Raw genomic sequence first — 20,946 nt, 5'->3', positions numbered from 1 at the left:
TTGTTGGCTATCGAACGATGCGTGCCGTCGGCGTTTGGGGGCTTGATCTGCTGGAACCCATCTTTGGGCTGTCGCATAAGATGATTTATCGAGAGCGACATGGAAAGAGGTGAGAATGAATGCTGACCGGGATTCAAGTAGCGTTGATCGGCGGCGATGCCAGGCAGCTCGAGGTGATTCAAAAATGCTCCGAACTCGACGCATCCGTCGTTTTGTTCGGCTTTGATAATTTGCAGAACGGTTCAAGCGGGATTACCAAGGCAGAATTGACGCCCGAAGCGCTTGTGGCTTTGGATGCCGTCATTTTACCTGCTGTTGGGACGGACGATCAAGGAAATGTGGACAGTCTGTTTTCATCCAAGGAATTGCGACTTACCCATGAACATATAGCTGCTCTGCCGAAACATGCCATCGTCTTTACGGGCATGGCCAAACCTTACTTACGCGAATTATGCTCGAACGAAGGCATCGGGCTGATCGAATTGTTCGACCGTGACGATGTGGCCATTTACAACTCCATTCCGACAGCCGAAGGTGCGGTGATGATGGCGATTCAGAACACGGATATCACCATTCACGGCTCGGAATCCATGGTGCTTGGCTTCGGAAGAACCGGAGCGACGCTTGCCCGCACGCTGCAAGGCATGGGCGCGAAAGTCAGGGTAGGCGTCAACAAGCCTGAATATTATGCCCGCGCGATCGAGATGGGAATGAATCCCTTTTATACCCAAGAGCTGATTTCCCACGTATCCCAAGTGGATTTGCTGTTCAACACCATCCCGGCCATGGTCGTTACCGCTCAAGTCATCGCCAATATCCCGCATCGCGCCATTATTATCGATCTAGCCTCCAAGCCGGGCGGAACTGATTTCCGCTATGCCGAAAAACGCGGGGTGAAAGCGATGCTTGCGCCGGGGCTGCCCGGCATTGTCGCTCCGAAAACCGCCGGGCGCATCATTGCCGATACGCTGACCCGCATCATCATGGAGGACGCAAGACGAAGGAGGAACGGGGAATGAATTGGGATCAACTGACGGTGGGCTTCGCGTTGACCGGGTCTCACTGCACGTTTGCCGAAACGATGCCGCAAATCCGGCGCTTTGTCGATGCCGGGGCCAAAGTCGTGCCCATCGTATCCAATACGATCATGACCACGGACACGCGGTTCGGCACATCGGCAAATTGGCGAAAAGAGTTGAAAGAGATCACAGGAAATGATATTATTTCTTCAATTGTAGATGCAGAACCGCTCGGTCCTTCGAAACTCCTCGACATAATGGTGATTGCTCCCTGTACCGGGAATACGACCAGCAAGCTTGCTAACGCCATGACGGAAAGTCCCGTGCTGATGGCGGCCAAAGCGCAGATGCGCAACGGGAGACCGCTTGTGCTGGCGATTTCGACAAATGACGGATTGGGACTGAACGCCACGAATATCGGTAAGCTGCTGATTACCAAAAACATTTATTTTGTCCCGTTCGGACAGGATGCGCCGAACGTCAAGCCGAATTCGCTTGTAGCGCGCATGGATTTGATCATGGAAGCTTGCGAGGCAGCCCTTCAGGGCAAGCAGCTGCAGCCGATGCTGATTGAACGGTTTCATTACTGATCCTGCATTTTTTATCATTTATTCTTTAGGGGAGAGGACAATACATGTCGAATCAAAAGTTGTTTAACGTCGCAGTAGTAGGCGCGACAGGTGCCGTAGGAGAACAGATCCTCCGTTTGCTGGCTCAACGGAATTTCCCCATCCAAGAGCTGAAGCTCTTGTCCTCGGCCCGGTCCGCAGGCAAGAAACTTCAGTTCAAAGGCCGTGAAGTGACGATTGAAGAAGCAACACCGGACAGCTTCAAAGGCGTGGACATTGCCCTGTTCAGCGCAGGAGGCGACGTCAGCCGGGCACTGGTTCCGGAAGCGATCAAGCACGGAACCGTATGCATCGACAATACCAGCGCGTTCCGGATGGACCCGGAAACGCCGCTTGTCGTGCCTGAGGTAAATATCGACAAAGTCAGCGACCACAAAGGCGTCATTGCCAACCCGAATTGCTCCACGATTCAACTGGTGCAGACGTTAAAGCCGCTTTATGACCGTTTCGGCATTTCCCGCATCATCGTTTCCACATATCAAGCGGTATCCGGCGCGGGCGTCAGCGCGATTAACGAGATGCTTCGCCAGTCTCGCGAAGTGCTGGAAGGAAACGCTGTGGAGCCACAAATTTTGCCGGTAGGCTCTTTGCCGGTCAAGCATCAAATCGCATTCAACGCTATTCCGCAAATCGACAAATTTGTGGACAATGGCTTTACTTACGAAGAAATGAAAATGATCAACGAAACGAAAAAAATTATGGGTGACGACACGCTGGAAGTTACCACGACTTGCGTGCGGATTCCGGTCGTGTACGGCCATTCCGAATCGGTTTATGTCGAGCTTAAGCAAGATTTCGATATCGAAGAGGTGAAACGCCTGCTGGCTGACGCACCGGGGATCGTCGTACAGGATAACACTGCCGAACAGCTGTATCCGCTGGCTACGGAAGCGGCAGGTAAGCTGGAAACGTTCGTCGGCCGTATTCGCCGCGATCTTAGTAACCCGAGAGCCCTCAATCTGTGGATCGTATCCGACAACCTGCTCAAGGGAGCGGCTTGGAACGCCGTCCAAATTGCCGAATACATCGCGATCGAGCAGCAATAATTGGAACTAGACTGGCTTTCTGAGACACTCAGGAAGCCAGAATTTTGCTATTCACTATGGCATATGGATAAGGGGAGAGATCGCATGAGGATCTTGGTGCAGAAGTTCGGAGGCACATCTCTTTCCACAGCCGAGGCTAGAACACACGTTATTGAACACATCCAAGACGCATTGAACCAAGAATACAAAACGGTTGTTGTTGTTTCGGCTATGGGTCGCAAAGGAGAGCCTTACGCAACGGACACGCTACTGGATTGGATTGGTCAAAATGGAAATACGCTGCCTGCGCGCGAAAGAGATATGCTGCTATGCTGCGGCGAATTCATCTCGGCCGCTACGTTATGCAGCTTACTGAACGCCGAGGGGATTCCTGCTGTTGCTTTAACCGGCGCGCAGGCAGGAATTTTAACGAATGACGAGTTCGGCAATGCCCAAATCGTCTCGATACGGCCAGGGCGGATGCTTGAACTACTGGAGCAGGGGAACGTCGTCATCGTTGCCGGCTTTCAAGGCGAGACGGCGACAGGTGATTTCACAACGCTCGGCCGGGGCGGAAGCGATACGTCGGCTACCGCGCTTGGAGCGGCTTTAAATGCGGAGCTCGTCGAAATTTTCACGGATGTGAGCGGGATTTTGACGGCAGATCCGCGGATCGTGGAGGAAGCAAGACCGCTTTCGGTCGTCTCTTATATGGAAATCTGCAACATGGCGCATTTAGGTGCCAAGGTCATACATCCCAGAGCGGTAGAAGTCGCTATGAATGCCGGAATTCCGGTAAGGGTGCGCTCCACGTTTTCCAAGGATAAAGGAACGCTTGTTACGCATGCCGACGCGCTTCGGAACGAATCCGGCGCCGTGCAGGACCGGTTTGTCACAGGCATCGCTCACGTGCCGAATATCTCGCAAATTCGGGTAGCGCCTCAGGAGGGCAGCTACGATCTTCAGCTTAACGTGTTTAAAGCTATGGCGCGGCAGCGGATCAGCGTCGATTTTATTAACGTCAACCCATCCGGCGTCGTGTACACGGTCTTTGACCATGAGGCGGAGCGGGCAGCCGAAACGCTTCAGGGACTCGGCTATACGCCGCACATCACGCCAAACTGCGCGAAAGTTTCGATCATTGGGGCCGGAATGAACGGCGTACCCGGCATCATGGCCCACATTGTCGAAGCGCTTACGGAAGAGGACATCCAAATTCTGCAATCTGCCGATTCGAATACGACCATCTGGGTATTGGTGCAAGGCGACGACATGGTCAAAGCCGTCCGTGCGCTGCATCGCAAATTCGAGCTCCATAGATAACGCATAATGTTTTAGGAGGAGACAACACGTGGATTTTGGCACAATGATAACCGCTATGGTTACGCCGTTCGATGACAAGCTTAACATCGACTGGACGCAATTTGAGAACGTGATGGACTACTTGATTGAGGAGCAGCAAAGCGACAGTCTCGTCATCTGTGGCACAACCGGCGAATCTCCTACGCTAACGGAAGAAGAGAAGCTCGAAAGTTTTCAAAGGGCCGTAAAGTACGCGCGCGGCCGCTGCAAAATTATTGCAGGGACCGGCAGTTACGATACCGCTCATTCCATTCATTTGTCGCAAGCGGCCGAAAAGTTGGGTGTCGATGCGCTGTTGCTGGTGGCGCCGTACTACAACCGGCCTTCGCAAGAAGGACTGTATCAGCATTACAAAGCCATTGCCGAGTCGGTTAACATCCCGATCATCCTTTATAACGTGCCTGGGCGGACCGGTGTCAATATCGATCCGGAAACGACGATTCGTTTGTCGCACATTCCGAACATCGTAGCGACGAAGGACTGCGCGGATACGGACCAGTTGACGCAGATCATTACCGGCGCCGCCCCGGGCTTTCTGGTCTACAGTGGCGACGATAGCGCCACGCTCCCCGCTTTGGCAGTCGGAGCGCGGGGCATCGTCAGCGTTGCAAGCCATGTCATTGGCAAAGAAATGAGAACGATGATCGATTGCTACTTGCGGGGTGAAGTAAAAGAGGCCGCGAGGCTTCATGGTCAACTGCTTCCGGTGTTCCGCGGGCTGTTCTTATGCCCTCATCGCGTACCGAGCCCGGCTCCGGTCAAGCATGCGCTTAACCTGAAAGGATTGCATGTGGGCGGGGTTCGCCTGCCGCTTGTGGACGTCACGGAACAAGAAAAACAATTTATCGCTTCGCTTTTTGCATAAGCTTTACGACAACCGGTGCCCTGCGGCATCGGTTTTCTTGTTTTGGGAATAATACGCTTTGCGCAAGGGGAAGGGTTGAGTTGACCTGCTCACTTGTAAAAAGTTATTTTTTTCATGTATAATGATGTCAAGTGACTGGTGCGGTTAAAATTTGGTTTGAATAATCATATGGAAATCGTCGTCAATTACATTGAGGAGGTTTAGTTACTTGTCCAAAAAAAATATAGACAAATTAACGATTTTCGCCCTGGGCGGCGTGGGTGAAATCGGGAAGAACATGTATGTCGTTCAATATGCGAACGATATTGTAGTTGTAGACTGCGGCTTGAAATTTCCGGAGGAAGATATGCTCGGGATCGATATCGTCATTCCCGATATTTCTTACTTGACGGAAAATCGCGATAAAGTGCGCGGAATCGTCATTACACACGGCCACGAAGACCATATCGGCGGCTTGCCTTACGTTCTTAAGAACCTGAACGTTCCGGTGTACGGGACAAGGCTGACGATGGGTCTGATCGAGATGAAGCTGAAGGAAGCGAATCTGCTCGGGGAAACGAAACGGATCGTTATTACGGCTGATTCGGAATTGAAGCTCGGCTGCATGACCGCCACGTTCTTTAAGACGAACCATAGTATTCCCGACTCGGTAGGGGTATGCTTGGAAACGCCGGAAGGCAACGTGGTTCATACCGGCGACTTCAAGTTCGATCAGACGCCGGTCAACGAGCAGTACGCGGATCTTCACCAGATGGCAGCGATCGGCCGCAGAGGCGTCATTGCACTGTTATCGGATAGTACGAATGCGGAGCGTCCGGGCTATACCGGTTCGGAGCGCAGCGTAGGCGCGGAAATCGAAGACGTATTCCGCAAAGCGAAGCAGCGTGTCGTTATCGCAACCTTCGCTTCCAACATTCACCGGATTCAGCAGGTCATTGACGCGTGCGAATCGACCCGCCGCAAGCTGACCGTAATCGGGCGGAGCATGGTGAATGTCGTGAGCATTGCCAGCGAACTGGGCTACTTGCATGTTCCGGATGGCATGCTGATCGAACCGGAGGAAGTGAACAAACTCGCGGCCGACCGCGTAGCCATTCTATCTACAGGGTCCCAAGGCGAGCCGATGTCGGCGTTGACGCGGATGGCCCGCTCCACGCATCGCAAGATGGACATTTTACCCGGCGATACTGTCATCATTGCCGCTACGCCGATTCCCGGAAATGAGCGGTATGTAGGGCGGACGGTGGACGAACTGATGCGCATTGGCGCGCATGTCATTTACGGGCCTGGCTCGATCACCGGGGTACACGTATCCGGACACGGCAGCCAGGAAGAATTAAAGCTGATGTTGAATATTATGCGTCCGAAATATTTTATCCCGATTCACGGAGAGTACCGGATGCTTCGTCAGCACGGGATGCTTGCCGAGTCGGTCGGCATCGCGCGCGAAGATATTTTTATCGTGGATAACGGCGATACGGTGGAAATTCAGGAGGGCGTCGCCCGCAAAGGCTCCAAAGTGCCGGCAGGCAACGTGCTCATTGACGGTCTCGGTGTCGGCGATGTCGGCAACATCGTGCTGCGCGACCGCAAGCTGTTGTCCCAAGACGGCATTCTGGTCGTCGTCGTAACGCTCAGCAAGCAGGATGGGACGATTCTGTCCGGTCCGGACATCATCTCCCGCGGCTTCGTATACGTACGGGAATCGGAAGGATTGCTGGAAGAAGCAAACCGGATCGTGACAAGCACGCTCCATCGCTTAATGAACGAAAATGTCAATGAATGGGCTTCGCTTAAAACCCATGTCAAAGACGCGCTAGGCCGATTTTTATATGAGCAAACCCGAAGAAGACCGATGATTTTGCCGATCATCATGGAAGTGTAAAACTTCCCACCAGTCATACGAACTCACTTGAGAATAAAGTGGAAGAAGAAGCATTTTGTAAAGACCGCGTAAAGCGCGGGGGATATCCCCCGCGCTTTACGCGGTCTTTTTCCGTATATCCGTACTCGGCGCCCCGCATAGTTTTGGCCGACTGCACCATACTAACAAGGACATTTCAGCTAATGGAGGGATGTTCTTTCATGCAAACCAACGATAAACAAGAGCAGCAGCCGGTGCAGCCGCCCCAAGCGCCGACGACGGAAGAAGGACGCAAAAGCGCAACGGTCGACGCGATTCAGCAGCTGGGGCAGACAGCCGCGCCTACCACCGAATCCAATATTTTTTGCATGACCATTATCGGTCAGGTCGAGGGTCATATCGTTCTGCCGCCGCAAAACAAAACGACCAAGTACGAGCATTTGATTCCGCAGCTTGTAGCCGCGGAGCAGAACGCGAAAATCGAAGGCGTGCTTATTATTTTGAATACGGTAGGCGGAGATGTGGAAGCCGGGCTGGCGATCGCCGAAATGATCGCTACGTTGTCCAAGCCGACGGTAACGCTCGTGCTCGGCGGCGGGCACAGCATCGGAGTTCCGATTGCCGTCTCGGCCAATTATTCGGTTATTGCCGAAACCGCAACGATGACGATTCATCCGATCCGTCTGAACGGTCTGGTGATCGGCGTACCGCAGACCTTCGAATACTTGGACAAAATGCAGGAGCGGGTCATCCGATTCGTAACACGGCATTCCCGGGTAGACGAGAACAAATTCAAAGAACTGATGTTCAAAACGGGCGAGCTCACGCGCGACATCGGCACGACGGTCATCGGTGCGGATGCGGTCCGATACGGACTCATCGACTCGCTGGGCGGTATTGGGGAAGCCATCCGTAAGCTCAACGCCTTGATCGACGAGCGGCGCGCCAACAATGGGGGAGGCATGATCCAATGATTCATTATTCGATACTGCCGCTGGAAACCGTCTATGAAGGAATCGAAGCGATGAAATCGTCCACCGTCGATATTGTGATGAACGGGGTCAGGATGCAGGTTGAACCGGTCAACGGGCAGCAAGCGAAGATCGTCCGGCTGATCAGCTGCAATCCGCAGGATTTTTTGAACCCCCAATACGCTCCAGGGCGAATGATTGAGTTTCAGCCGATGGTCCGGGAATCCGGTGAATAAAGGGAGCTGCGCAACGGATCGATGCTTTTCCCGGCTCTTTATTTGCCGGAGGGGAATATATTTTCGCATTTTTCGTTTAGCTTCACCCCAGTTTATGGTATAATAAAGGCTCGGGGGTGAGCGGCCTTGGCCAGGAAAAGGAAAAAGGGCAAGGGAATCAAATCAAATCTCAAATTTGAACTGTACGGCATCGTTATTTTGATTTTTTCGATCATCGCTTTATCCCGCGAAGGTTCGGTAGCCCGTTCGTTAACCTATTTGTTTCGGTTTGTGATCGGAACTTGGGATTTTCTCATTCCGCTCGTGTTTATATACGCCGGATTGTACGCGATGATGAAGAGGGAATGGCCGGTTTGGCGGACGCACCGCAAGTTCGGGGTGCTTCTGATCATCCTGTCGCTGCTGCTGATGAGCCATATCAGTCTGTTCTCGCAGCTTTACCCGAATAGGAATTTCACGGAAGGCCAAGTGCTGTCCCAAACTTGGGCAAGCATGGTGGACGGATTGGATCCGACGGAAAAAGGAATGACGATCCTGACCGACGGCGTCGGCGGGGGAATGATCGGGGCGGTGCTTTACGCGGTGCTGCACTTTTTGTTCAGCAGCCCGGGCGCCCGTCTGATTCAATACACGCTGTTCGCCATAGGATTCATTCTCATTACGGGATTGTCGATCGGCGATATTATGAACAAAATAAGCAGCCGCAAGCCGTTTGCCGAGACACTCCTTGGTCAATACATAAAGCGCAAGCTGCTGGAGAGAAGCCGTGCGAAGGCGGCGGCCGCGAGCGCGCAGCGCAAGAAGAAGCCGTCTGTTGCATCCGTCTACGTACCATCTCCGGGGGACGAGTTCGACGAGGAGACGTTGAAGCCGGAGCGCAAGGAACGGAAGCCGGGAAAACTGCGCAGCTTGTTCTTCGAACTGCTTAATCCGTCTGAAACGCAGGAGAAGATCAAGACGGAAGACAAGCCGAAAAAGGGGCGCGTTCAACCGGAAGCGGAAGATTCGGCGGTCCCGGTCTATTCGGCGGTCCCCAATTCGTACGACAACGATTCCGGCTTCCCGGAGCAGAAAATTCCTTACGAGAAAGAGCACGAACCAGCCATTCCGGTGATCCGCGACTTTCAAGAGGCGGTTTATCAGGAGGCGGCGCGAACATCCGACAGTTCCGCTTCTGCCGAAAATGTCTCAGACCGAAAACCTGACTCGGCGGCCAATGAGCAAGAAGGAGCGGAAGGATCAAACGATTTTGATATCAAAAATAAACCGCTCGCTATCCCGTACGAGCTGCCTTCCTTGCAGCTGCTGGCTAAGCCCGCTTCGGGCAAAGGAAACGACTCGCTGGATTACAAGGCGGTTGCCCGCAAGCTGGAGGCGACACTTGAGAGCTTTGGCGTGCGCGCCAAGGTACTGGAAGTCGTCCGCGGCCCCGCGGTTACCCGTTATGAAATTCAGCCGGACGTCGGCGTAAAGGTGAGCCGCATCGTCAGCTTGACGGATGATATTGCCCTTGCCTTGGCTGCGAAGGATATCCGTATGGAAGCGCCGATTCCGGGCAAGTCGGCCATCGGGATCGAGGTGCCGAATACCGAGGTATCCGTGGTCACGATGCGCGAAGTTATGGAAAGCCCGGCCTTTCAGGACGCAGCGTCCAAATTGTCGATCACGCTGGGGCGCGATATTTCCGGGCAGCCGATCGTCGGCAATCTCGCTCGGATGCCGCACTTGCTCGTTGCAGGCGCGACCGGCTCGGGGAAATCGGTTTGTATTAACGGGATCATCACAAGTGTTCTTTATAAAGCAAAGCCCGATGAAGTCAAATTTCTGATGATCGACCCGAAGATGGTTGAGCTGAACGTGTACAACGGCATTCCGCACCTGCTGGCTCCGGTTGTGACCGATCCGAAGCGGGCCTCGCTTGCGCTCAAAAAAGTCGTCGTTGAGATGGAAAAGCGGTACGAGCTTTTCTCCAAAAGCGGTACGCGTAATATCGAAGGCTACAACTCGATGCTGGTGGAAACACAGACGGGAGCGCCGCTGCCTTTTATCGTCGTCATCGTGGACGAGTTGGCCGACCTGATGATGGTTGCGGCCAACGACGTGGAGGATGCGATCTGCCGCCTCGCCCAGATGGCGCGCGCCGCAGGCATCCACCTCATCATCGCTACGCAGCGGCCGTCGGTCGATGTCATTACCGGCGTCATCAAAGCGAATATTCCTTCGCGGATCGCTTTTGGCGTCTCTTCGCAGGTAGATTCACGTACAATCCTTGATTCTGCGGGCGCGGAGAAGCTGCTTGGCCGCGGGGATATGCTTTACTTGCCGATGGGCGCTTCGAAGCCTGTCCGGGTTCAAGGAGCCTTCCTCTCCGATCAGGAGGTCGAATCGGTCGTTGGCTTCGTCCGGACGCAGGGACAGGCGGAATACGTGGAAGACATGGTTCCGCATGTCGAGGATAAGCAGGAAGAGATGGAAAAATTTGAGGACGAATTGTACGATCAGGCGGTCCAAATTATTCTTGAAGCGAAGCAAGCGTCCGTATCCCTGCTGCAGCGCCGTATGCGCGTCGGTTATACGCGTGCCGCCCGGTTGATCGATACGATGGAAGCGCGCGGTATCGTAGGTCCGTATGAGGGCAGCAAGCCGCGTGAAGTCTTGATGTCGCTTGAGCAGTATCAAATGAACCGAATGAGCTCCTGAGCGGCTTCCGGATGCGTTATCCAGGCCCAGCGATTCCCAGTTTAGGCTGAATAGAAGCTGACTCCCTTTCTCATAATAACCTTAAAAAGGTTGCCGCAACGAAGGCGGGAAAGGTGAGGTTGCCAGAATGAATAAACGATTGATCTTCATTACGCTTGGCCTAGTATTTATTCTGTTCGCCGGACTTCAGCTCAAGCAGCATCTGAAGGTGCAGCAGACATTCAGCAAGAACGAAATCCGCTACGGAGCGTCCGGCACGGCCGACGTCTACGAGCTCCAAGGTCGTTTGAAGCATCTCGGGTTTTATTACGGCAAAGTGGATGGCGATTTCGGTTATCAGACCTTAAAGTCGCTCAAGTGGTTCCAATCCGAATTCGGGTTGAATGTCGACGGCATCGCCGGGGACAAATCGAAGCTGAAGCTGTGGGAAGCCACGAAAGGGTGGAAGGCCAAAGCCGAAGAGCTGCCTCCTTGGGTAACCGGCGCCGGTCAAGGGCAAGCCGCCGAAGGCGGAGTCGCGCCCGAAAGCGCTGCGCCGCCGGCGAACGCAGGTATACCGCGCTCCAACCGTCTCGGACTTTCCGAAGAGGACCTGAACTTGATGGCCAATGCGGTACACGGCGAGGCGCGCGGGGAGCCATATATCGGCCAAGTCGCCGTTGCCGCCGTTATTCTCAATCGCGTCAAATCGCCAAGCTTTCCGAATACGGTCTCTGGTGTTATTTTCCAGCCAGGAGCCTTTACGGCCGTAGCGGACGGACAAATCTGGCTTACGCCGAACGAAACGTCCCGAAAAGCGGTTCAGGACGCGCTGAACGGTTCGGACCCATCCGGTGGATGCATTTATTATTTCAATCCGGTAACGGCCACGTCCAAGTGGATTTGGTCCCGTCCGCAAGTTAAGCAAATCGGCAAACATATTTTCTGCAAATAGCGCATGTAGTAGAAGTAACCATCTTCACGGTTGCTTCTTCTGTTTATAGAGGAATATAATGGAATATACCCGGGAAGGCGAAAGTAAAGCCATGATGATGAGAGGAGTTGTTTCGTCTTTGAAGCAAATACAATTCGAACGGGGAACGGTGCAGGGCGTGCGTGTGCACGTGCTGCCGACGGAGCAGTTCAAAACTTTTGCATTATCCGTCTATGTGGGAAGTCCGCTTCAAGAGGATACGGTTACGCCTAATGCGCTTATTCCTTTTGTGCTGCGGCGCGGCAGCAAGGCTTACCCGGAAACGAAGCAGTTTCGCGAGAAGCTGGACGATTTGTACGGGGCCGGATTCGGGTTTGACGTGTACAAGCGCGGGGATTACCAGATGCTTCAATTCCGCATGGATGTCATTCAGGACGATTTTGTTTCCAGTCCGCAGCCGATGCTTGGTCAAGCCATTCAATTTTTGGGCGAAGCGATCACGCAGCCAGCGATGGAAGGCGGGACCTTGGTCCGCAAATATATCGATTCCGAGAAAACGACGCTGCAGAAGCGGTTGGAATCCATCGTTAACGACAAAATCCGCTACGCTGCGGAACGGTGCATCGCCGAAATGTGCAGCAACGAGCCTTACCGGCTCCATCCGCTCGGCGCGATCGAGCGTATCCCTTCGATCGAGGCGGAAGGTTTAACCGAACGGTATGAAGCCTTGCTGCGGCAGTCGCCGATTGATATTTATGTGGTAGGCCACACGAATCTGGAGCAGGTGATGCCCTTGATCAAACGCTATTTTGCTGTCAGGGGCGAGCGTACTTCGGACTATTCGCTCAGAGCCGAGCACCGCAGCGTCGGTCAAGTGAAAGAAGTCGTCGAGCGTCTCGATGTCAATCAAGGAAAGCTGAACATGGGGCTTCGCGTGCGAACCTCGTATGCGGACGATTCGTACCCTTCGGCGCTGCTTTATAACGGTATCTTGGGCGGATATCCGCATTCCAAGCTGTTCACCAACGTCCGTGAAAAGGCGAGCTTGGCCTATTACGCCTCCTCCCGCTTGGACGGGCACAAAGGCATTCTGACGATCCAATCCGGTATCGAAATCCAAAATTACGAGAAAGCCGTCTCGATTATTAAGGAGCAGCTGAAAGCGATGGAAGAGGGGCAAATCAGCGACACGGAGCTGCAGCAGACGAAAGCGATGATTACGGGACATTTGCGCGAGCTGCAGGACTCGGCCTTCGAGCTGATCGCTTTCGATTTCAACAACCGTCTGTCCGGCGCCGACCGTACGGTTCCAGCGCTGATCGAAGCGGTGGAGCAAACGGATACAGAGCAGATCCGCCGGATTGCTCGCCAAGTGCAGCTGGATACGATATATTTTTTACGCGACAACAAAGGGGGGCAATAAATGCGCACGATCCCTTATCCGCATGTGAAGGAAACGCTGTACGCCGAAGAGCTTCCGAACGGACTGAGCGTCTTTATTTTACCGAAGGAAGGCTTCCAGAAAACGTACGCCACCTTTACGACAAAATACGGCTCCATCGATAACGATTTTCAGGTCGAAGGCGAAGCGCGACGCAAAGTGCCCGACGGCATCGCGCACTTTTTGGAGCACAAAATGTTCGAGGAACCGACAGGGGACATCTTTTCCGTGTTCGCTGCCCAAGGGGCTTCCGCCAATGCATTCACAAGCTTCGATCGTACGGCTTATTTATTTTCAGCGACCGAACACATCGAGGACAACCTGTCGACGCTGCTTAACTTTGTGCAAAATCCGTATTTTACGGATGCAAACGTCGAGAAGGAGAAAGGCATTATCGGCCAGGAGATCAACATGTACCGGGATAATGCGGACTGGCGGGCGTATTTCGGACTGATCGAAACGATGTACCATAACCATCCGGTTCATATCGATATCGCCGGAACGATCGAATCCATCGGTGAAATTACGAAAGAAATGTTGTACGAGTGCTACCATACGTTTTATCATCCGCGCAATATGAGCTTGTTTGTCGTAGGTGGGGTTAACCCGCAGGAAATTATGGAACTCGTTAAACGGAACCAAGCGGGGAAAACGTTCAAGCCGCAGGGAACGATCAACCGTTATTTTGAAGACGAGCCGCACCATGTGAAGTCCGCGCGCAAAGTGACGGTGCTGCCAGTCTCGCTGCCCAAGTGCTTGTTCGGCTGCAAGGAGCCGGATCAGCCTTTGCAGGGGCGGGAGCTGCTGAAGCGGGAGCTGACCATGAAGGTGCTGCTTGACGTGCTGGTAAGCCCCAGCTCGGCCATTTATCAGAAGCTGTACGACGAGCAGCTGATTTCCGACAGCTTCGGCTCCGAGTACAATATTGCCGAAAATTATGCGTTCACCGTGATCGGTGGAGATACGAAGGACCCCGAACGCTTGATCGGCCGCGTGCAGGAAGAAATCGACCGGGTCAAAGCGGACAGCGTTGCCTCCGCCGATTTCGAGCGCAGCAAGAAGAAAAAAATCGGCGCTTTCCTGCGCCAGCTCAACTCGCCTGAAGCGATCGCCAATGAATTTACGAAATACCGGTTTAAGGGCATCGATTTATTCGATATTCTGCCGGTGTATGAAGAGCTGACCTTGGCGGATGTCAACGAGCGGCTGCGAGCGCATTTCGATTGGAGCCGTCTGGCGGCTTCGATTGTGACAAGTGAAGCGAATGGAACCTAGTCACAGCAAGCCGTTTCCGGAGCAAACGGTGCTCGTCACGGGGGCGAGCCGCGGGATTGGCGCCGCGATCGCCAGCCGTTTCGCTTCGGTGGGCATGAATGTGGTCATTCATTACCTGAATTCGCATGAAGGGGCCAATGAAACGGCCCGCAGCTGCATGAAGATGGGGAGCCGCGTGTTAACGGTAACGGCAGATCTGCGGTCGAGGGAACAGATCGAGCGGATGCAGGAGAAGCTGGCGCAGCATGACTTCGTTCCGGATATTTTGGTCAACAATGCGGGCATTTCGCATTACGGCCTGTTCTCCGATCTGGAGGAGGCTCAGTGGGACGAAATTATGGACATTAACTTGAAGGGCGCGTTTCTGATGACACGTCAATTTATGCCGGCGATGATCCGTCAGAAGTACGGCAGAATCATCAACGTATCCTCGATCTGGGGCATCTCCGGCGCTTCCTGCGAGGTTGCCTATTCGACCGCCAAGGGAGGCATCAATGCTTTTACGAAGGCGTTGGCGAAGGAGCTTGCCCCGTCCGGGGTCACCGTGAACGCCGTCGCTCCCGGCGCGGTCGATACGTTGATGATGGCAGGCTTTGACAAGCGGGAGAAAGAGATGATCGAGAATGATATTCCCGTCGGCCGCTTCGGCAAGCCCGATGAGATTGCGTCGCTCGTCTATTTCCTTGCGCTTCCCGAATCCGGCTACATCACAGGTCAAATCATCAGTCCCAACGGAGGCTGGCTGACCTGACGGCCCGTATAAATCCTTACCGAAATGCAAACATTAACGTCGTAACGACATTCATTTCGATAAGGAGGATGCATACATGGCTACGATGCTTAAAGTGTTCGATCGTTGGAAAGAATTTTTGGGAGACCGTGTGGAGCAAGCGGAACGGGCAGGGATGACGGAAGAAACGATCTCGCAGCTCGCTTTTCAAATCGGTGAATTTTTGTCTGACAAAGTCGATCCGGAAAATAAAGAAGAACGCGTGCTGAAAGATCTGTGGGACGTATGCGATGAAGAGGAGCGCAAGGTCATGGCCCGGGTCATGGTCAAATTGGCTAAAGCACATCAATAATTATCCGGCATTGTACACGAGCCTCCTGTTCAGGGAGGCTTTTCTTTTGTTTCCCGCACCGTCGCTTGTCGAATTGGCTTCGCGCCCAGTTTTCTTATATACTGGTATAGACGAACGGGAGAAAGAGGTTGAACCGCAAGTGAAGAAGCTGAAACGTTTGTTTGTAGGAATAGGCATTCTAGGTTTGCTTAGCGGCTGCGGCAAAAACATCCCAGCGATCGATCCTGTCTTGCTTGAAGCAAAATCGTCGATTCTCGTCGTAACGGGACAGGAAATGCCGGACAATGTAAAAGCCGCTCTGCAAACGACACTAGTCAATTGGCGCGATAAAAAGCAGACGACCTTCGAGTGGATGGACAACACGACCACACTGACCGAAGAACAGCTGACCAAAATTAAAACCAGATCTTATGACTATATCCTTGTTGCCGGACATAATTTAGTACAAAATATGCTTCCCGCCGCAGCGAACATCCCGGAACGCAAATGGGTGATGCTGGACGACCGGCTGGCGCGACAGTCCCCTGTTGTTAGCGGCAGCAACATCATGGTGAAGCTGGTCCCGGAGGACCGGTTCCGGCAGGAATGGAACGATTGGGTAGGGCAGCAGCTTGATAATGGCCGGGCGATCGAATGGGTGACGACATCCGCTTATCCGATTCCGTCCGAATGGGCGCCTTCCGAAGAAGCGGAGTATATCAATCTGGCCGACGCCGAAGGCTGGTATACGCAGTTTCAATTCCAGGTACGCAGTCACGGGCCGTTGTGGATCGCGGTATTCGCCCCGCTGGAAGCGGCGCAATTACAAAGACTGAAGACCATGCAGGTTCCGGTGATTAACATGGCTTCCACCAGCATCGAGCTGCAGTGGGGAGGCATATTTGCATCCATTGAAGATATGATGGCTAAAAAAGCTTGGACGCCGGGGATTCAGCCGTATTCGAACGCCGAAGCGAAAATCAATAAAAATTTGTGACTTTATGCCCTGAAACGGGGAGGATTTTATCGAATATTGTAGAATTCTTTTGTAGCCCATCACAAACCTAGGATCGGAGAACGACGGATGATAGCGGAAACAAATGAAATCAAGCAGTGGTACATGGAATACCGGATCCACAAAAACCGTCCGGGGCTTCTCGGGGACATCGCCTCCCTGATGGGGATGCTCGATATCAATATCGTCACCATCAACGGGGTGGATAACCGTACCCGCGGCATGCTTTTGCAGACGAACGATGAAGAAAAAGTTGAATTAATGGGTAAAATGTTGAAAAAAGTGGATAATATAACTATAACGGCATTGCGTCCGCCCAAGCTGGTCGATATTCTTGCCGTCCGTCACGGCCGCTATATCGAGCGGGACTCCGACGACCGGAAAACGTTCCGCTTCACCAGGGACGAACTGGGACTTCTGGTCGATTTTCTGGGCGAGCTGTTCAAACGTGACGGCAACCATGTCGTCGGGCTGCGCGGGATGCCGCGCGTCGGCAAGACTGAGTCGATTATTGCCGGGAGCGTCTGCTCCAACAAGCGCTGGACATTTGTCTCCTCAACCTTGCTCCGCCAGACCGTGCGCAGCCAGCTTTCCGAGGATGAAATGAATCCGAATAACGTATTTATTATCGACGGGATCGTCTCGACGCTCCGTTCCAACGAGAAGCATCATATGCTGCTGCAGGAAATTATGGCGATGCCTTCCACCAAGGTGATCGAGCATCCGGATATTTTCATCCGGGAATCGCAGTATACCTACGATCATTTTGACTGCATCGTGGAGCTTAGAAATACACCGGACGAAGAAATTACATACGAGACGTTCACGGCCGGATTTGACGAATATTAATGCCCTGTCCAGGTTCTGAGCGTCGGAAAGGGGTGACCACGTGTCCGATCTCGGTCAATTGCTAAAAAAAGCCAGAATTGAAAAGAAAATATCTCTCGATGACCTGCAGGAAACAACCAAGATTCGCAAACGGTATCTGGAAGCGATTGAGGATGGCAACTACAAAGTGCTGCCCGGGAATTTTTACGTCCGGGCTTTTATAAAGAGCTATGCCGAAGCGGTCGGGATGGATCCGAACGAAGTGTTGAACATGTATCAGAATGTCATCCCGCAACCGGAGCCGGAGCAAATCGAACCGGTTCGCACCAAACGGACGACCCGCAATACGGAATGGCTCGGAAAATGGGCGTCCAATGTAATGGTTATTTCCTTCGTCGTGCTTATTCTTGGGGTCATCTACTACTACGTAAGCCAAAACTATAGCGGCAGAACGAATGATGCGACCAAAGATTTGCCGAAGAAAATTACCGAAAAGGTCGAGCCTGCCGCTAAGACGCCCGATCCCGGAAATACCGGAGCGAATGGAACTAACGGAACGAATGGAGCGCTTGCGGATAATAAGCCGGTTCAGCAGGTGCCTACGCCGCCCCCGGCGCCGACTCCGACAACGGAGGTTAAGCTGGTCAAAAGCGAACGGGGAACCGATTATTACACGGTTACGGGGACGGATAAGCTGAAAATCGAGATGAAAGTGACCGGGGATTCCTGCTGGGTCGAAGTCGATTCGCCGCCTGGCCCGAATAAAACGGTGATCGATTCCATGACGTTCAAAAACGGGGAAACGAAAACGTGGGATTTGACTGATACGGCTTTCTTGATTTTCGGAAAAGCCAATGCGGTCGAGTTGAGCGTTAACGGCTCGCCGGTTGTCGTAGGCGATCAGCCGAACGTGAAAAAAATTCAAGTCGATATTCAAAAGTCATAGCATAGCCGCCGGAAAAACGGAAATACTGGACAACGTATGCATCTCGTTCATTTTCGCTTGAAGGACTGACATGTTTTGCCGGTCGGCCGACAGCGATAATGCTTAAATTTCTGGCGCATTTGAACAATACGGCTTCAAGACACGCGAAAGCTTTGTGCTGAGGGTGTCTTTTTTGTTACAATAGAGGGCGTGGAATTTAGATATGAAAGGGGAGCGGATTTTGTGAGCAGTGAAAACTCGTTTGATATCGTATCGAAGCTGGATCTTCAGGAGATGAACAACGCCATTAACCAGGCGGAAAAGGAGATCGCGACACGCTTTGATTTCAAAGGAAGCAAAAGCAGTATCTCGTTGGAAAAAGAAGAGCTGGTGGTCATCTCCGACGACGATTTCAAGCTTCAAAACGTATTGGACATTTTGCAGTCCAAGATGGCGAAGCGCGGCATATCGCTTAAAAATTTGGATTACGGCAAAGTCGAGCCTGCTGCGGGCAGTACGGTGCGTCAACGCATTAAAGTTAAGCAGGGGGTCGACCAAGACAACTCAAAAAAAATCAACGTGCTTATCCGCGATTCCAAGCTGAAGGTAAAAAGCCAGATCCAGGGGGACCAAATTCGCGTAACGGGAAAAAGCAAAGACGACCTGCAGCAGGTTATGGCGCTGCTCCGGAAGGCGGATCTTTCGCTCGATCTTCAGTTTATCAATTTCAGGTAAGGCCAAAGAACGGTTCGGCTGCCTTACGGAAACGGGCCTGTAAGGTATTTTTACTGCTTTTGACACCTTTTCATACGGTATATTATACTTGAAGCAACCGTTTAGTAGTAAAAGGTACTAACCATGGTGGAGGATTTTGACATGACAGAGAAAGTGAAAGTGGTTACCTTAGGATGTGAGAAAAACCTGGTCGATTCGGAGATCATGTCCGGACTCGTGCATGAGCGCGGGTATTCTTTGGTTAACGATAAAGAAGAAGCGACCGTCATTATTGTAAATACATGCGGATTTATCGATGCGGCCAAAGAGGAATCGGTCAATACGATTCTCGATTTGGCGGAGTTGAAGCAGACGGCCAATCTTAAGGCGCTGATCGTATCAGGGTGCTTGACCCAGCGGTATAAGGAAGAATTGATGAAGGAGATGCCGGAGATCGACGGAATCGTCGGAACCGGGGATTTCCACAACATTAACGACATTGTCGACCAAGCGCTGGTCGGCCGCAAGCCTGTGATGGTCGGCAATCCGGTGTTCAACTACGAGCAGAAGCTGCCGAGACGAATGGCGACTCCGCGCTATACGGCGTATGTGAAAATTGCGGAGGGCTGCGACAACGCCTGTACGTTCTGCAGCATTCCGATCATGCGTGGCAAGTTCCGCAGTCGTTCCATCGAATCAATTCTGGACGAGGTGGCCCAGCTGGCTTCGCAGGGCGTCCGTGAAATCAGCCTGATTGCGCAGGATTCGACCAACTACGGGACGGATCTGTACGATACGTTTATGCTGCCGGAGCTGATGAACCGGGTAAGCGCCGTGCCGGGCATCGAATGGGTGCGGCTGCATTACGCGTATCCCGGCTTCTTTACGGACGAGCTGATCGACGTCATCGCGAACAACCCTAAAGTGTGCAAATACGTCGATATGCCTTTGCAGCACAGCGAAGACAGCATTTTGAAGCGGATGCGGCGTCCGGGACGTCAGCGGGACGCACGGGAGCTGATCCGCAAAATTCGCGACCGCATTCCAGGCGTATCGCTTCGCACGTCGATTATTGTCGGTTTTCCGGGGGAAACGGAGGAAGATTTCGAGAATCTGAAATCGTTTATCCGAGAAATGAAATTCGACCGTCTAGGCGTGTTCACTTATTCCAAGGAAGAAGATACGCCGGCTTCCCGTCTGCCGGACCAAGTGCCGGACGATGTTAAAGAGTACCGCTCGAACGTACTCATGGAGCTGCAGCGTGAGATTGCAAACGAACGCAACGGCGAGCGGATCGGTCAAGTGATCGACGTTTTGATCGAAAAATACGACGGGCACAACGACGTCTATGTCGGCCGTTCGCAATACGATGCTCCCGAGATCGACGGCGAAGTGTTTGTCGGCGGCGGGCAGCTCAAAATCGGCGAAATTGCCAAGGTTCGCATCACGCACTCCTTCGAGTTTGACTTGTCCGGGGAGGTCGTGGCATGAATCTGGCCAACCGGATCACTCTGGCGAGAATATTTCTGGTTCCGATCATCATGTTATTTCTGCTCGTCAACGTTAAGTTTCCGCACATTCGCATCGAGCAGTTCAGCATTACGTACAACCAGATCATTGCGGCGCTGATCTTTATCATAGCCGCCAGTACCGACAGTTTGGACGGGTATATCGCCAGAAAACGGAAGCTTGTCACCAATCTGGGCAAGCTTCTGGATCCGCTGGCCGACAAGCTTTTGGTGTCTGCCGTATTGATCTCGCTCGTTGAAATGAACAAGGTTGACGCTTGGATCGTCATCGTGATCATCAGCCGCGAGTTCGCCGTCACCGGCTTGCGGCAGATCGCTTTGCTCGAAGGGTCCGTCATAGCGGCCAGCAAATGGGGGAAATGGAAGACGGCGGCGCAGATTACGGCCATTATCGCACTGCTTATCAACAATTTTCCGTTTGCGTTCATCAACTTCCGCTTCGACATCGTGGCCAGTTGGATTGCCGCTATCATTACGATTTATTCGGGCTTCGACTATTTTATCAAAAACAAACATGTCATTAATTTTAGCGATCAAAAACAGTAGGGACAGCCTATTGTTTTTGTGCTGTTTG

Annotated in this window: 20 protein-coding genes; all 20 read left to right on the top strand. The window is 52.8% G+C overall.

All coding sequences use genetic code 11. From position 1 onward, the window contains the following. The first annotated feature begins 119 nt into the window (after positions 1–119). The 20 genes from dpsA (at position 120) to pgsA (ending at position 20,918) form a co-directional block, all read left to right on the top strand. Positions 120–1,019 (top strand): dipicolinate synthase subunit DpsA, encoded by a 900-nt coding sequence (gene dpsA, locus BLO51_RS06450; RefSeq protein ID WP_090668563.1) that lies wholly within the window; start codon positions 120–122, stop codon positions 1,017–1,019. Continuing rightward, a complete protein-coding gene (locus BLO51_RS06445; protein ID WP_090668559.1) occupies positions 1,016–1,609 on the top strand; it encodes a dipicolinate synthase subunit B in 594 nt (197 codons plus the stop codon). The genes dpsA and BLO51_RS06445 overlap by 4 nt, the downstream gene beginning before the upstream one ends. Positions 1,610–1,653: 44 nt before the next feature. Continuing rightward, complete coding sequence (locus BLO51_RS06440) at positions 1,654–2,694, top strand: aspartate-semialdehyde dehydrogenase (protein WP_090668556.1); 1,041 nt, start codon at positions 1,654–1,656, stop codon at positions 2,692–2,694. Positions 2,695–2,778: 84 nt separating this feature from the next. Continuing rightward, positions 2,779–3,996: an aspartate kinase gene (gene dapG / locus BLO51_RS06435; RefSeq protein WP_090668555.1), complete on the top strand. Its 1,218-nt coding sequence runs from the start codon at positions 2,779–2,781 to the stop codon at positions 3,994–3,996. Between the two features lie 28 nt (positions 3,997–4,024). Then, entirely contained in the window at positions 4,025–4,900 is an 876-nt protein-coding gene (gene dapA, locus BLO51_RS06430; protein ID WP_090668553.1) for a 4-hydroxy-tetrahydrodipicolinate synthase, read from the top strand. Between the two features lie 208 nt (positions 4,901–5,108). Then, on the top strand, positions 5,109–6,785 hold the full coding sequence (locus tag BLO51_RS06425) for a ribonuclease J (protein ID WP_090668550.1): 1,677 nt from the start codon (positions 5,109–5,111) through the stop codon (positions 6,783–6,785). Positions 6,786–6,985: 200 nt separating this feature from the next. Further along, a complete protein-coding gene (locus BLO51_RS06420; RefSeq protein WP_090668547.1) occupies positions 6,986–7,738 on the top strand; it encodes a ClpP family protease in 753 nt (250 codons plus the stop codon). Further along, on the top strand, positions 7,735–7,971 hold the full coding sequence (locus BLO51_RS06415; protein WP_090668543.1) for a YlzJ-like family protein: 237 nt from the start codon (positions 7,735–7,737) through the stop codon (positions 7,969–7,971). Before BLO51_RS06420 ends, BLO51_RS06415 begins: the two co-directional genes overlap by 4 nt. 126 nt (positions 7,972–8,097) lie before the next feature. Next, the gene (locus tag BLO51_RS06410) at positions 8,098–10,671 is read left to right on the top strand and encodes an FtsK/SpoIIIE family DNA translocase (protein WP_090668540.1); all 2,574 of its coding nucleotides are present in this window, start codon (positions 8,098–8,100) and stop codon (positions 10,669–10,671) included. 127 nt (positions 10,672–10,798) lie between these two features. Beyond that, complete coding sequence (sleB, locus tag BLO51_RS06405) at positions 10,799–11,605, top strand: spore cortex-lytic enzyme (protein WP_090668537.1); 807 nt, start codon at positions 10,799–10,801, stop codon at positions 11,603–11,605. A 97-nt stretch (positions 11,606–11,702) separates the two neighbouring features. Further along, positions 11,703–13,007: an EF-P 5-aminopentanol modification-associated protein YfmF gene (gene yfmF / locus BLO51_RS06400; RefSeq protein WP_090668761.1), complete on the top strand. Its 1,305-nt coding sequence runs from the start codon at positions 11,703–11,705 to the stop codon at positions 13,005–13,007. After that, entirely contained in the window at positions 13,008–14,300 is a 1,293-nt protein-coding gene (gene yfmH, locus BLO51_RS06395) for an EF-P 5-aminopentanol modification-associated protein YfmH (RefSeq protein WP_090668534.1), read from the top strand. Beyond that, the gene (gene ymfI / locus BLO51_RS06390; protein ID WP_090668531.1) at positions 14,290–15,051 is read left to right on the top strand and encodes an elongation factor P 5-aminopentanone reductase; all 762 of its coding nucleotides are present in this window, start codon (positions 14,290–14,292) and stop codon (positions 15,049–15,051) included. The genes yfmH and ymfI overlap by 11 nt, the downstream gene beginning before the upstream one ends. A gap of 76 nt (positions 15,052–15,127) precedes the next feature. Further along, positions 15,128–15,382 (top strand): DUF3243 domain-containing protein, encoded by a 255-nt coding sequence (locus tag BLO51_RS06385; RefSeq protein WP_090668528.1) that lies wholly within the window; start codon positions 15,128–15,130, stop codon positions 15,380–15,382. Between the two features lie 46 nt (positions 15,383–15,428). Continuing rightward, positions 15,429–16,358 (top strand): hypothetical protein, encoded by a 930-nt coding sequence (locus tag BLO51_RS06380; RefSeq protein WP_245719546.1) that lies wholly within the window; start codon positions 15,429–15,431, stop codon positions 16,356–16,358. Between the two features lie 87 nt (positions 16,359–16,445). Further along, a complete protein-coding gene (locus tag BLO51_RS06375; RefSeq protein WP_010491203.1) occupies positions 16,446–17,225 on the top strand; it encodes a DUF3388 domain-containing protein in 780 nt (259 codons plus the stop codon). 40 nt (positions 17,226–17,265) lie between these two features. Beyond that, on the top strand, positions 17,266–18,150 hold the full coding sequence (locus tag BLO51_RS06370) for a helix-turn-helix domain-containing protein (protein ID WP_090668525.1): 885 nt from the start codon (positions 17,266–17,268) through the stop codon (positions 18,148–18,150). A 222-nt stretch (positions 18,151–18,372) separates the two neighbouring features. Further along, a complete protein-coding gene (locus BLO51_RS06365) occupies positions 18,373–18,864 on the top strand; it encodes a YajQ family cyclic di-GMP-binding protein (RefSeq protein WP_090668521.1) in 492 nt (163 codons plus the stop codon). Between the two features lie 141 nt (positions 18,865–19,005). Continuing rightward, complete coding sequence (gene rimO, locus BLO51_RS06360; RefSeq protein ID WP_090668518.1) at positions 19,006–20,334, top strand: 30S ribosomal protein S12 methylthiotransferase RimO; 1,329 nt, start codon at positions 19,006–19,008, stop codon at positions 20,332–20,334. Beyond that, positions 20,331–20,918 (top strand): CDP-diacylglycerol--glycerol-3-phosphate 3-phosphatidyltransferase, encoded by a 588-nt coding sequence (gene pgsA, locus BLO51_RS06355; protein WP_010491195.1) that lies wholly within the window; start codon positions 20,331–20,333, stop codon positions 20,916–20,918. Before rimO ends, pgsA begins: the two co-directional genes overlap by 4 nt. The last annotated feature ends 28 nt before the right edge of the window (positions 20,919–20,946 follow it).

Origin of the sequence: Paenibacillus tianmuensis (assembly GCF_900100345.1) — a bacterium.
Lineage (GTDB): Bacteria > Bacillota > Bacilli > Paenibacillales > NBRC-103111 > Paenibacillus_G > Paenibacillus_G tianmuensis.
This window is presented reverse-complemented; position numbering and strand designations above follow the sequence as displayed.